This window comes from Methylophaga sp. (genome assembly GCF_009711715.1).
Taxonomy (GTDB): domain Bacteria; phylum Pseudomonadota; class Gammaproteobacteria; order Nitrosococcales; family Methylophagaceae; genus Methylophaga.
Map to the genome: position 1 here is coordinate 51,386 of NZ_VENF01000009.1, position 13,492 is coordinate 64,877.

Sequence of the window (13,492 nt, forward strand, 5' to 3'; positions counted from 1 at the left end):
CGCTTTCAGGCTAAAAAAGTATATTCATAAGCGCGGTCTGAATCAGGCGGTATGAGCAAGGCTGAGTGACTCTCATCAAGCTTTTTCCTGAGCAGACTCCTGTTGTAATTTTTGGATTTCTCGCTTCAACTCCTCGGCCTCACTGGTGATTGTGGCAAAACTGCGTATGTCTCCTTTTCTTTGCGCATGCATTGCCTGTTCCAGCTTCTTAGCATGAGCCTTTTTTAGCTTTTTGAGGGGGACAGATTTGAAAAATGACAGCATGGATGAGCTACCTGTTAGTAGAGGGTTTTAGGTTTAGCAGACGATCACGATATTGATTGACGGTTACCATTGGATATAAGAAGACCAACATCGTAAATAAACGTTCAAGAACCGTTTCATGAACATTCAAGCTGGATAGCCAATTTGACTCAAATACGGATGGCAATTACATAGAGATAAATAAAAACCTTATTTTTACTGAGGTTTATATGTAATTGCTGATAAGATAGGGGCCGAATCGGGGTGGAAGACGCAACATGTATATGATTACATGATGATAATCTGAATAAGCCCAGACCTGCATTTGAGGAGAGTAGTCATGGCTAAGCAATTGGGTACAGTCACAGCACTATCTGGAGATGTCATTGCAACTAACACCAATGACTCGAGAACGCTTCGGATACAAGACCCAATTTTCGATGATGACGTCATCATTACTGGTGAAGATGGTCTTGTCGAAATTGGTCTGGCCAATAATCAAACAATAGATCTAGGCAGAAACTCAGAGGTTTCACTAAAAAGCCTGATAGATGACGCTTCATTCTCAGAAACAGTTGAGGAATCAACCAGCGCGGATGTTGAAGCTATTCAGCAGGCCTTGTTGGAAGGGGGGGATCCGACAGTCAATGAAGAGGCAACGGCAGCAGGTGCCGGAGTTCAAACTGGCAATGAGGGACATGAGGCGGTTTTTGTCGATTACCTTAACCCTGAAGTTACCCCGGAAGCCGGTTTTGATACAACTGGCGTGACGAATCAATATAGCTTTCCTGAAGAAGACATTATCGTCACTGAGCAAGAGGGTAATGATCCTGTCAATCAGCCAGACAATGATGTGCCGGTAGAGAATCAGCCCCCTACACTCATTGTGAATGAAGGGCAGACCGGCCTGCTTTTTGAAGCCGGCTTACCGTCAGGCTCAAACGTTGGCAAAACCATTCACACAATGACGGGAAGCTTCTCACTTTTCGACCCTGATGGGGTTGATGACATTACCCACGTCAAAATTAACAGCACTACCATCGACATTGATGACCTGGGCAGCGACAACCTGATTCAGGGGCAATACGGCCAGCTCATTATCATTGATTACGACAGTGAGACAGGCAAAGCGATATTCGAATATCACCTCACTAATCCAGCTGTTGATATTGAAAATACCGACGAAAAAGACTTTTTCAGTCTGGCTGTGTCTGATGATGGTATTAACTTCTCCTCACCCGTGGCTGTGGCGTTTCAAGTGATCGATGACTCCCCGGTATTCAGAGTGGTTAATGATGATGCAGATACCGGCACACTGGTATCGGTAACGGCATATAACTCTGAGCCGGATCAAATGGTGTATGACGATATACAGCTGGCTGACTGGGTTTTGGGTGCAGATGGTTTTGAGAACGCTGCCGTCACCATCCCTGATGGCGTTAACGCAGAAGTCGTCTCTCAGAGTCAGGACAGTATCATTATCAATTTCTTCGATGGGGAGGAGGTCGCTGCAACATTGACCTTGAATGCGGATGGTCACGACAATTTACAGGTATTCAACCGTGACTATGATACGCAAACGATTCCATTGCTGACGAAATCGGCCACTGCCTCAGGCCCCGAACTGGTCAAATATATCAATACTGAAGACTTGAATGTAGCGATTACTGGCAGCGATGGCGATAGTGTGGCAAACGAGCCTCAAGATGAGGTTAATCCCAGTAACAGAGGCTGGGCTGTAGATGACAATCAGATTGATGTTTCAGAGTCGATCACATTCACGTTTGATCGCCCTGTCGGCAATTTTAGTTTTGTGGCGAATGGTTTCACAGGCGGGCCTTCCGAGGGTAATGTTGGACTCAACATTACCGTCTATTATGATCAAGCCATGACTGACTATGAGACGTTTCAGGTCTCAGCCGAATCCAATCAATTGATCCATATTGATGAACTCAATGGTTTTGGCTCCAATCTCACTGGCAGCAGCTCATTCTGGGCTGTGGACGTAGAAAGTGATTCCTCGGCTCAGGATCATAATGATGGATTTCGTCTAAACGATATTTCAGTGACGACAACACTGCAGACTGTCCCAGGTGATCTCGAATATCACGGTATCACTGTTGAAATTGAGGATACAGATGGAGATTCAGCCAGTCAGTCTTTTGACCTTGTTCTGAAGGGCGAATATGGCTCTGAATTATCACTGGAAGCTATCACAGGGACTTCTTCAGATGATGTACTGATGGGTACCAGTGGAGATGATGTCATCAAAAGTGGTAGTGGTGACGATACTATTACCACTGGTGACGGTAATGATCACTTGGTCTGGGATGCAGGAGAATCGGGCACTGATACACTGACTGACTTTGAGCAAGGCAGTGATGTGATTGATATATCCCAGCTTCTGGATCCGGAAGGCGCACTGGATATCGGTGGTGTACACAGCCTCGATGATTACCTGAAAGCAAGCTTTGATGGCACTCACACCACTTTTGAAGTTTACAATAATGGTGATGCCGCGCAAGATACAGCAACAGCAACACAAACGATTGTTGTAGCAGGTGACTTTACCGATCTTTCCACACTGATTATTGATGGTGATTTAGTGGTTGAGCAAAGCTGAGATAGTTATCAACCCATGCTAAATTAGCGTGGCGTCTTACCCTTTTTTATCGATTGAAAATAAGAAAGCCCAATGCGTTTCCGCATTGGGCTTTTGAATTATTGATGGCGTTCAGGGGCGGAACTGAACCGGCACGGCCGCAAGGCCAAGGGATTCAATTAGAACTCGAGGTTTTTGAGGGGGATTAGGCCCTAGAAATACCAGTCTTTCTAGGCTTACCACGCCATAGATACTCTGGCTGAACCTATAGCGCTTTTTTCGAGACTATTCTGAGCTTTACCGCAGTTTAACTTATGAATACTGCATATTCTTCGGCGCGAAATTCCACGACGAGCGATTAAGAACTGAGCGACTCTAAATAAGCAAACAATTCGTCCTTGATTTTCAGTTTCTGTTTTTTAAGCCCCTCAATCTCATCATGGCTTACATGCACAATCTGTGCTTCCATGTTTTGAATTTTCTGGTCAAGTTCGTTGTGTTTTTCAAACAGCTGTGTGAAATGGTGATCCTTATTTTTAAGTTTGGTGATCAGGTCACGATGTTCGGGGAACATGTTTTATCTCCAATATGTTTCTTCGCTTAAAGAAATTGCTGATTATCAGTGCTGATAGAGCCTTGGTTAGATGTGTTAAGCCTCTTCAGTTGTTAATTTAATGCATTAAGCATAGGAGTCTGGCGGGATCTTGTCATTGATGTAGATCATCAAACTGCTTGGCTTGATCGTTAATTCGAAATGGGCATTTTCATAACTTCAATGAGAGAGCTTTTTCTCATTTAGAGAAATCTCATTTTGATATAAAAAAAGCCCCAACACGTTTCCGCATCGAGGCTTTGATATTTGATGGTGCCCAGGGCCGGAATCGAACCGGCACGGCCGCAAGGCCGAGGGATTTTAAGTCCCTTGTGTCTACCAATTTCACCACCTGGGCAACAAGCCGCGCATTATAACGCATTAACTGAGATTGGACTATTGGTGTTTGGCCGTCACAGCATAAGGTAACTGGTAGTGTGATTCGATGGTTTCACGGGTCAGGATGCCGTAGGTTCTTTCGATCATCGGGGCTGTCATCCGGGTCACATACAGCGCTTCCACGTCATTCTGATTTAATACCTCGACCGCCTCGCGCAGGCTGGTGTGTAGCGAGATTTTATGCACATTGCGACGGTTGGCCGGGATCTGCATCAGATCGATTTCCTCGCCTTCCTCGGTACTGACGGCACGGGCCAGATCACCGGCCGGCATCAGGGCCACGGTTTCTTTTTCATTTTTGATTAAGACCCAGTCAGGGTTCGACTCAAGGGCATGCACGGCAGCCTGCGTGCTGACATGTTGTGACAGGATGATGAAGTTACGCTGCATGGCATTGGCGACACTGATTCGGCGCAAGGTCTGGGTGATCGGATCATGCCGATAATCTAGCCCGCGGGTGCGCAGCAGTTTCATAAACAGCGGATCCTGTTTGAAGTATTCATGGTTGATCAGACTGGCAAAAACGATAGCGAGCATGCCGGGCAGAATAATATTGGGATTACCGGTGAGTTCGAGCATGGCCAGTAAGGCGGCCAGTGGCGCTTTGAGCGTGGCCCCCATCATCGCGCACATGCCGATAACCGCATAGAAAGTCATGGTGGAAGACTGGTCCGGAAATACCGCGCTACCGACAATACCCAATGCGGCGCCGGCGCAGGCCCCAACAACCAGGGTCGGACCAATTAGCCCGGCGGGAATGCCGAACCCAACGCAGGCTGTGGACAGGACTAGTTTCAGCATCATCAGCACAATCAATGCGGATAAAGCCGCTTCATTGGTCGAGATGCCACTGATAATGCTGTAGCTCATGCCCATGACTTCGGGCACTAACAAGCCGATGAGTCCCACCAGAATACCGGCATAGGTGGTACGCAGCCAGAACGGGTGCTTTAGGAACAGACCGGAGAAAAAGCTGAGACTGCGCAGGAACAGGGTAGCAAGGCCGCCGATAACAATGCCCATCAGTACGATGTAAGGAATTTCCCATAAAGACTGCATGTCGGCTGATAAATTGGCAAAAATCGCGCTTTCGCCGAAGGTTAGGCGACTCAATACCGCACCGGTTACCGAAGACAGGATGATCGGAATAAAACTGGCGATGTGATATTCCATCATGATGACTTCCATCGCGAAGATCACACCGGCTACAGGGGTATTAAATGAGGCAGCGATGGCGGCAGCGGCGCCACAAGCGACCAGAATGCGTACACTGTTATTGGGCAGTTCCAGCAGGGTGGCAAGCTGACTGCCACTGGCCGCGCCCAGGTGAACGCTGGGACCTTCACGACCGACTGAGTGACCGGTAATGAGGGCAATACCGGCACCGAAAAACTGGCGTAAAGCATTCTGCCAGGGCAGTCGACCCTGATGTGAGGATAGCCGTTCAATGACATGGACGACGCCGGTGTTACGTTCCTCAGGTTTCAGCCCGTAAAGTAGCAAGCCAATTAACAGTCCGCCAGCTATCGGTAGTCCCAGCACCCATGGCCAGGGCAGGTTGGCAAAGTCTTCGACTTTGGCGGTGGGAAAAATCAGAATCTGGCCGGAGTCGATAAAAAGCCGCAAGGCGATGATAACGAGGCTTGCCAACAGGCCGGTGAGGATAGCGAGGCCGTAGAGTTTGACTGCCGAATCACCGAATATGAAATATTGTCTGATTTTCTCCAGCATCTCGCCTAGTTTACCCGTTTAGAATAAGTATTAGAGTTGCGGCGCCCCCTCCCCGATATCCTCCGTGGAAGAAGGGACCGCGATTGCTGTAGTTCAGTGTAGCTGAAGCGGTGCTGACTGGCTAAGTGTGCTTGCCGGATTTAAATTACTTTGGAAAAGCGCTGCTGTGTGACCTGACTGTATTTATCGAAAGCCATACAGATATGGCGGATCAACAGACGCCCGGCCGGCAATACCGCAATGTGTTCCCCGTTATACTGCAACAGCCCGTCACGGGCAAATTGTTCCAGTTGCGGGAAGACCGTGTGGAAATACTCGGCAAAATCGATTGGGTAGCGGCGTTCAATGTCGGCGATATCAAGTGAGAAGTGACAGATCAGCTGGGAGATGATGTCGCGTCGCAGTTTGTCATCCTGATCCAGCTCGACACCCCGGAAGATGGCAAGATCAGCGGCTTTGATAGCGCTGTCATATTCCAGCAGGGTTCTGACATTCTGGCTGTATGAGTCACCGATCATGCTGATAGAGGTGACGCCGAAACCAATCAGATCGCATTCAGCATGGGTGGAATAACCCTGAAAATTACGATAAAGCTGCTTTTTCTGCTGTGCAAGAGTCAGCTCATCGTCCGGCTTGGCGAAATGATCCATGCCGATATAAACATAGCCTGCATCGGTCAGTTTTTCGATGGTGCTTTGCAGAATATCCAGCTTTTCGCCGGCCAGGGGTAAATCGTCGTTTCTGATCTGTCGCTGGGTTTTGAAGCGCTCGGGCATATGCGCGTAGTTGAAAACGGACAGGCGGTCCGGTGATGCAGCAATAACTTTGTCCAGGGTCTCATTAAAACTGTTGACCGTCTGATGCGGCAGACCATAAATCAGATCCAGGCTGATACTGCGAAAGCCTTCCCGGCGGGCGGCTTCCAGCACACCAAAAGTTTCTGCCTCAGTCTGAATCCGGTTAACGGCTTTTTGCACCTGCGGATTGAAGTCCTGCAGTCCCAGGCTGAGCCGGTTAAAGCCAAGCTCACGCAGCAGCGCTATGGTTTCGGCATCCGCTTCACGCGGGTCCACTTCAATGGAGAATTCACCGGAATCGTCATCGGCCAGTGTGAATAATTGGCGGGTGACACGCATCAGCTCCTGCATCTGCTGGTGGCTGATAAATGTCGGGGTACCGCCGCCCCAGTGCAGTTGTTCGACAATGCGACTGTTATCAAATAACTCGGCCTGCATCGCCATTTCCCTGTACAGGTTTTGCAGATAGGGCTCGGCATGGGCGCGGTTTTTGGTGATGACTTTGTTGCAGGCGCAGTAAAAGCAGACCGTGTCGCAGAAAGGCAAATGGTAATACAGAGACAGCGGGCCACCGCGCCGGTTGGAGAGATCGATATGCTTCTGGTAGCTGGCGGCGTTGAAGCCTTCGTGAAACTCGACCGCGGTCGGGTAAGAGGTATAACGCGGGCCGGCATTGTCATAACGCTGGATCAAATCAACGTCGAACTGGAGGGTGTCACTCATAATCAAACCTGCTCAATTTTTGAGCAGAGTATAACGTCACAAGGCCTTTAATTCTGGCCTGATTGGACCTGTCTTGACCTGGATCAAATCGTTGAACGCTGATCGCCTTCTGAGCGCTCGGAAAGGCTGTCGACGTGCGCTTTGATAATAGGCAGGGCTTCCTCGGGTGTATCAACAACGCGAAACAGGAATATATCGTCCGGATCGATACAGCCCAGGCCCACCATCTGGTCTTTCAGCCAGTCAAGCAGTCCCTGCCAGAAGGATGAGCCATAGAGTATGACCGGGAAGTGCCGTATTTTCTGGGTTTGCATCAGGGTCAGGGCTTCGAAGAATTCATCCAGCGTACCGAAACCGCCGGGGAATACGACGTAACCAATCGAGTATTTAACAAACATCAGCTTGCGAACAAAGAAGTAACGGAAACTGAGCCGGGTGTCCTGACTGGGGTTGGCGATTTGCTCATGGGGCAGCTCAATATTGAGGCCGACAGAGCGACTGCCCTGGTTCAAAGCGCCTTCGTTAGCCGCGCCCATAATGCCCGGGCCGCCGCCGGTAATGACCGAAATACCGTCCTGTGAGAGGCTTCGCGCCACTTGCCGGGCATCATCATAATAGGGAGAGTCTTCAGTCAGCCGCGCACTGCCGAAGATAGAAACAGCCGGGCCCAGTTCATTGAGCGTTTCGATCCCATCTATCAATTCCGCCTGGATACGAAATACCCGCCAGGCTTCCGAGGTTTTCAAATCTTCCACGCATTCGGTCCTTTTTGTCTCCGGTCATCCGGTTTCAAGATAATTAATAGTAGCAGGCTTTGCAATTGCGCTTCGCCGGGGTAGAAGGCGAACAGCTTTTGTTTAGAAATCAGGCTATCTACGGTATTATTATCGGCTTTTCAGCAGACATTTTCGGCGAATCTATGAAAGTTCTTGTTATCGGCAATGGCGGACGCGAACACGCGCTGGCCTGGAAACTCAGTCAATCTCCAAAACAACCGGAAGTCTTTGTCGCACCGGGTAACCCCGGCACTGCCAATGAGCCCGGTATCAGTAATGTCGATATCAAGGTGGAAGATATTGATGGCCTGGTGGCTTTCGCTAAAGACAATGCCATTGACCTGACCGTGGTCGGGCCGGAAGTGCCATTGGTCATGGGGGTTGTTGATGCCTTTAAGGATGCCGGTCTCCGTTGCTTTGGCCCCAGCAAGGCGGCGGCTGAACTGGAAGCGTCAAAAAGCTTCACCAAGGACTTTCTGGCCCGCCACAAGATTCCGACGGCGGCCTATAAAGTGTTTACCGATGTAGAACAGGCCAAAGACTATATCCGTGCTGAAGGTGCACCGATAGTGGTGAAGGCTGATGGCCTGGCAGCGGGTAAAGGCGTGATTGTCGCGCAGACCGAAGCCGAAGCCATCGAAGCGGTTGAAGATATGCTGTCGGGTAATAAATTCGGCGATGCCGGTCATCGCGTAGTGATTGAAGAATTTATGACCGGCGAAGAAGCCAGCTTTATCGTTATGGTGGACGGAGAACATATTCTGCCACTGGCGACATCACAGGATCACAAAGCCCGTGATAACGGCGATAAAGGACCTAACACTGGTGGTATGGGAGCGTATTCTCCGGCACCGGTGGTGACCGATGCGGTCTACCAGCGCATTATGGCTGAAGTCATTGAGCCGACTGTGAAAGGGATGGCTGCGGATGGCCGCCCTTATGTTGGCTTCCTCTATGCGGGGCTGATGATCGATGACAACGGCGCACCGAAAGTGGTGGAATATAACTGCCGTTTCGGTGATCCGGAAACACAGCCGATATTGATGCGTTTGCGTTCAGACCTGGTTGAATTATGTGAAGCCGCGCTGGATGCCCGCTTGAACGAAGTCAATGCGCACTGGGATCCGCGTGCGGCAGTCGGCGTGGTCATGGCGGCAGGCGGTTATCCCGATGTCTACCGCAAGGGCGATGTGATTTCCGGAATCGACAAGGCGGAAACCAAAGGCAGCAAGGTCTTTCATGCCGGGACCGCCAGTCATGGTGATGAGGTCGTGACGAATGGTGGTCGTGTGTTATGTGTGACGGCATTGGGCAAGACAGTCGCTGAGGCGAAGGCCGCTGCCTATGACTCACTGAGAGAAATCAGCTGGAATGATGCATACTACAGAACCGATATTGCTTATCGGGCTGTAGCCCGCGAACAGGCGTCATAGCCATACAGAGGTTTTAAGTCGGCTGTTCTGAGCGGGAGTGGATTGCCTCGCTGCGCTCACGAAGATGAGTTGGTGGGAGTCCCGCCACCCGTTACCCGGTAAGTAGGCGGATCCTTTTCAGAACCGGCTTTTTAGGATAAAACCGGTATCAGTCTGAACTCATGAGTAATGTCATTTACAATACCGCTTTGGCGGTATTTTTGTGGACACAGCAATGACAACAATCAACTGGCGGCTGAGACGTGCCGTGGAAACATTGGAGGCTGGCGGTATTATCGCCTACCCTACCGAGGCGGTTTACGGCGTGGGTTGTGATCCCTGGGACGAAGATGCCCTGCTGGATTTACTGGAAATCAAACAGCGACCCTGGGAAAAGGGCTTGATCCTGATAGCGTCAGACTTCAACCAGCTGCAGGACTTTATTCAACCGGTGCCGGCAGACATCCTGAAACAATTGCAGCAAAGCTGGCCAGGCCCGGTAACCTGGCTACTGCCGGTGCGTGATGAAGTTTCAGAATTGCTTACCGGCGTGCATGACACGATTGCGGTACGTGTTACTGCGCATCAGCAGACCCGGGATTTATGCGAGGCATTCGGTGGTGCGATTGTCTCAACCAGTGCCAATGTGGCGGGTGTCCGGCCTGCTAAAAATGTGCATCAGGTTCGCTGGCAGTTGCCTGGACTTGATTATGTGATGCCGGGTTCACTCGGCGGTGCTACCAGACCCAGCCAGATCCGCGATGCCAGAACCGGAGCGATTTTACGATGAGTCAGCCCGATATCGATGCTGTACGTGAATATTTACTTTCACTACAAGAGCGTATTTGCCTTGCCCTTGAAGAAATCGATGGCAAGGCTCGTTTCGAGCTGGATGAATGGCAACGCGAGGCTGGCGGCGGAGGGCGCACCCGTGTTCTGAGTGGCGGCAGGGTTTTTGAGCAAGGCGGCGTGAACTTCTCCGAAGTCAGTGGCGATAACCTGCCAGCGTCAGCAACTGCCAGCCGACCGGAACTTGCCGGGCGCAGTTTCAAAGCGATGGGCGTGTCGCTGGTGATTCATCCCCATAATCCTTATGTGCCGACCTCGCATGCCAATGTACGTTTTTTTATTGCTGAAAAAGCCGGTGAAGCGCCGATCTGGTGGTTTGGCGGCGGTTACGATTTAACGCCGTATTACGGTAACGAAGAAGATGTTATCCACTGGCATCAAACAGCCAAAAAAGCCTGTGAAACTTTTGGTGACGATATTTATCCCCGTTTTAAAGCCTGGTGTGATGAGTATTTTTATCTGAAACACCGTGATGAATGCCGCGGTGTAGGCGGCCTGTTTTTTGATGACTTGAATGAATGGGGCTTTGCGCGCTGCTTTGCTTTCCTGCAATCCGTCGGTAACAGCTATATCGAGGCTTATGCACCGATTGTCAGAAAGCGAATGAATCAGGCATACGGCGAACAAGAGCGTGATTTTCAATTATACCGACGCGGGCGCTATGTCGAATTTAACCTGGTTTATGACCGGGGCACTTTATTCGGCCTGCAGTCAGGGGGACGCACCGAGTCGATTCTGATGTCACTGCCACCCCTGGTGAAATGGCGCTATAACTGGCAGCCTGAAGCGGGGTCAGCGGAAGCGAAGCTTTATACCGATTTTCTGCCGCCGCGCGACTGGATTTAACTGAAACAACAGATCTATCCGCAGATCAGATAGATTATTCGGCTGGAAAAAAATCAGGCTATAAGCATGTGCACACCTCAGTAATGAGTGAACCTGAGCTTCATTTTTAATCAGCGGTCATCTGTGCAATCCGCGGGTGTGGATTCACGAGTCTCCCGCCAGCAATGCCAGCTGATCGGCCTGATATTCGTTGATCAACGGCTCAATCACCTGATCCAGATCACCTGCCATAATTTCATTCAGCTTGTAGAGCGTCAAATTAATCCGATGGTCGGTAATCCGGCCCTGTGGATAGTTATAGGTCCGGATCCGCTCACTGCGATCGCCGCTGCCGACCAGAGATTTACGGGTCTGGGCCTGTTCGGCTTCCTGCTTCTGCACCTGTTCGGCCATAATCCGGGATTGCAGTACAGACATCGCTTTAGCGCGGTTTTTATGCTGCGAGCGTTCTTCCTGACATTCGACCACGATACCGGTCGGAATATGAGTGATGCGGATAGCCGAATCGGTTTTGTTTACGTGCTGACCACCGGCACCGGATGCGCGAAAAGTATCGACGCGAATATCGGCCGGGTTGATATCAACTTCGTCGATCTCGTCGACTTCTGGCAGGATCGCAACGGTACAGGCAGAAGTATGAATTCGGCCCTGAGACTCGGTTTCCGGTACCCGCTGAACCCGATGTGCGCCGGATTCGAATTTCAGTCGTGAATAAGCGCCTTCCCCAACGATACGGCAGATAATTTCCTTGTAACCGCCGTGTTCTCCTTCCTGGGCATTGATGACTTCCACTTTCCAGCGGCGTAATTCGGCGTAGCGGCTATACATCCGGAACAGATCACCAGAGAAAATGGCGGCTTCGTCACCACCGGTACCGGCACGGATTTCCAGATAGATATTGCGCTGATCATTAGGATCTTTCGGCAGCAGGAGTTTTTGCAGCGTCAGTTCCAGCTCGTCCAGCTTGTCTTCAGCCCGGGCCAGTTCCTCTTTGGCCATTTCCCGCATCTCGGCATCATCTTCTTCCAGCATCAGGCGGGCATCATCCATGTCAGATAATGTGTCGCGATATGCATTGAAATTGCTGACAACAGGCTCTAACTGTGCGTATTCCTGCGATAAACTGCGAAACTTGTTCTGATTCGCCATGGTGTCCGGTTCGGCCAGCAGGCCGGCGATTTCTTCATGACGATCGACAAGGGATTCCAGTTTCTGCTTGATCGACTGTTTCACTTTTTATCCTTGATATTAAACAGACGCCGGGCTGAGTCCAGCAACTGGCCGTCTTCATCAAAACCGGACAGACGAAGCTGCCGGCTGGGTTCATGCAATAAACGATTCGTCAGACTGCGGGCCAGTTCGGTCATCACCTGCTCTGGTGGCAGCCCTTGTTCCAACTGTCGCAGTGCTTTTTCAAGTGAATGTTTACTTATCTCTTCCGCCCCATCTCGTATGGCACGGATGACAGGAACAGCATCCTGTGTACGCAGCCAGGCGAGGAAATGATCCACCTGACTGTCGATGATTTCTTCCGCCTGCAGCGCCGCATCACGACGTGATTGCAGGTTTTCTTCAATAATATCCCGGAGGTCATCGACACAGTAGAGGTAGATATCTTCCAGTTGTCCGACCTCAGCTTCGATGTCACGGGGTACGGCGATATCGACCATAAAGATGGGTTTGCGCTTACGCTGCTTCAGCGCGCGTTCTACCGCACCTTTCCCCAGAATGGGTAACTGGCTGGCAGTGGAGCTGATCACAATATCGGCTTCGGCAAGGTGCGCCGGCAACTCGCTCAGGCTGATGGCATAGCCATCGACCTGAATGGCCAGGTTGTGTGCTCTTTCCACGGTGCGGTTGGCAATAATCAAGCGTTGGATGCCATTATCATGTAAGTGGCGGGCAGCCAGTTCAATCGTGTCACCGGCACCGATCAGCAGTGCGGTTGATTCGGCGAGATCACTGAAGATCTGTTTGGCCAGACTGACGGCAGCGAAGGCCACCGAGACCGGACTGTTTCCAATTGCCGTATCGGTGCGCACCTGCTTGGCAACGGCAAAGGCATGCTGGAACAGTCTGCCGAGAGATTTGCCCAGGGTTTTGGCGTTGAGAGACTGACTGTAGGCGTCTTTGAGTTGCCCCAGAATTTGAGGTTCACCCAGCACCATTGAGTCGAGGCCGCAGGCCACCCGCAAAAGATGACGAATCGCGCCATCACCCTGGTAGTGGTAGAGATAGGGCGTGATGGTCTCACTATCCAGTTGGTGGAAGTCATGCAACCAAGCCAGGATCTCATTGTCTGAATCGACATCAAGACAGCAGTAAATTTCGGTCCGGTTGCAGGTGGACAAAATCACGACTTCCAGCACAGATTCCTGTTCATGCAGAGCAGACAATGCGCGGGGTAATACACTCGCATCAAAAGCAAACAGCTCGCGGATATGCACGGGTGCTGTGTTGTGGTTAATGCCGTAGGTAACAAGATGCATATTGGGAAAAAGTCGTAATTAAATGCTGGTAAA

Annotated in this window: 11 protein-coding genes and 1 tRNA gene; 4 read left to right on the plus strand and 8 right to left on the minus strand. The window is 50.6% G+C overall.

The features are described 5' to 3' along the window. Nucleotides 1-75: 75 nt before the first annotated feature. Nucleotides 76-264, minus strand: a complete 189-nt coding sequence (locus FH755_RS06510) for a DUF6435 family protein (RefSeq protein WP_292439796.1) — start codon at nucleotides 262-264, stop codon at nucleotides 76-78. Between the two features lie 319 nt (nucleotides 265-583). On the opposite strand from FH755_RS06510, the gene FH755_RS06515 reads away from it, so the two are divergent. Beyond that, entirely contained in the window at nucleotides 584-2,866 is a 2,283-nt protein-coding gene (locus FH755_RS06515) for a retention module-containing protein (protein WP_292439799.1), read from the plus strand. A 337-nt stretch (nucleotides 2,867-3,203) separates the two neighbouring features. Here FH755_RS06515 and FH755_RS06520 read toward each other — a convergent pair whose 3' ends face one another. The 5 genes from FH755_RS06520 to FH755_RS06540 all read right to left on the minus strand — a co-directional run bounded on the left by FH755_RS06520 (nucleotide 3,204) and on the right by FH755_RS06540 (nucleotide 7,842). Continuing rightward, the gene (locus FH755_RS06520; RefSeq protein ID WP_292439800.1) at nucleotides 3,204-3,419 is read right to left on the minus strand and encodes a YdcH family protein; all 216 of its coding nucleotides are present in this window, start codon (nucleotides 3,417-3,419) and stop codon (nucleotides 3,204-3,206) included. Nucleotides 3,420-3,708: 289 nt separating this feature from the next. Further along, nucleotides 3,709-3,795 (minus strand) — tRNA-Leu (locus tag FH755_RS06525). Between the two features lie 38 nt (nucleotides 3,796-3,833). Beyond that, nucleotides 3,834-5,567 carry a chloride channel protein gene (locus FH755_RS06530; RefSeq protein ID WP_292439802.1) on the minus strand — a complete coding sequence of 578 codons (1,734 nt, stop codon included), beginning with the start codon at nucleotides 5,565-5,567 and terminating at the stop codon, nucleotides 3,834-3,836. A 140-nt stretch (nucleotides 5,568-5,707) separates the two neighbouring features. Continuing rightward, nucleotides 5,708-7,087, minus strand: coding sequence for an oxygen-independent coproporphyrinogen III oxidase (gene hemN / locus FH755_RS06535; protein ID WP_292439804.1), 1,380 nt, complete (start codon nucleotides 7,085-7,087; stop codon nucleotides 5,708-5,710). 83 nt (nucleotides 7,088-7,170) lie between these two features. Continuing rightward, complete coding sequence (locus FH755_RS06540; protein ID WP_292439806.1) at nucleotides 7,171-7,842, minus strand: TIGR00730 family Rossman fold protein; 672 nt, start codon at nucleotides 7,840-7,842, stop codon at nucleotides 7,171-7,173. Between the two features lie 164 nt (nucleotides 7,843-8,006). Between FH755_RS06540 and purD the strand changes: the two genes are divergently transcribed. The 3 genes from purD (at nucleotide 8,007) to hemF (ending at nucleotide 10,970) form a co-directional block, all read left to right on the plus strand. Further along, the gene (gene purD / locus FH755_RS06545; protein ID WP_292440262.1) at nucleotides 8,007-9,296 is read left to right on the plus strand and encodes a phosphoribosylamine--glycine ligase; all 1,290 of its coding nucleotides are present in this window, start codon (nucleotides 8,007-8,009) and stop codon (nucleotides 9,294-9,296) included. Between the two features lie 214 nt (nucleotides 9,297-9,510). Next, nucleotides 9,511-10,065: a Sua5/YciO/YrdC/YwlC family protein gene (locus FH755_RS06550; RefSeq protein WP_292439808.1), complete on the plus strand. Its 555-nt coding sequence runs from the start codon at nucleotides 9,511-9,513 to the stop codon at nucleotides 10,063-10,065. Beyond that, entirely contained in the window at nucleotides 10,062-10,970 is a 909-nt protein-coding gene (hemF, locus tag FH755_RS06555) for an oxygen-dependent coproporphyrinogen oxidase (RefSeq protein ID WP_292439810.1), read from the plus strand. Before FH755_RS06550 ends, hemF begins: the two co-directional genes overlap by 4 nt. A gap of 144 nt (nucleotides 10,971-11,114) precedes the next feature. Here hemF and prfA read toward each other — a convergent pair whose 3' ends face one another. Both prfA and hemA read right to left on the minus strand, forming a co-directional pair. Next, nucleotides 11,115-12,203 carry a peptide chain release factor 1 gene (prfA, locus tag FH755_RS06560; protein ID WP_292439811.1) on the minus strand — a complete coding sequence of 363 codons (1,089 nt, stop codon included), beginning with the start codon at nucleotides 12,201-12,203 and terminating at the stop codon, nucleotides 11,115-11,117. After that, on the minus strand, nucleotides 12,200-13,459 hold the full coding sequence (gene hemA, locus FH755_RS06565; protein WP_292439813.1) for a glutamyl-tRNA reductase: 1,260 nt from the start codon (nucleotides 13,457-13,459) through the stop codon (nucleotides 12,200-12,202). The genes prfA and hemA overlap by 4 nt, the downstream gene beginning before the upstream one ends. Between the last annotated feature and the right edge of the window lie 33 nt (nucleotides 13,460-13,492).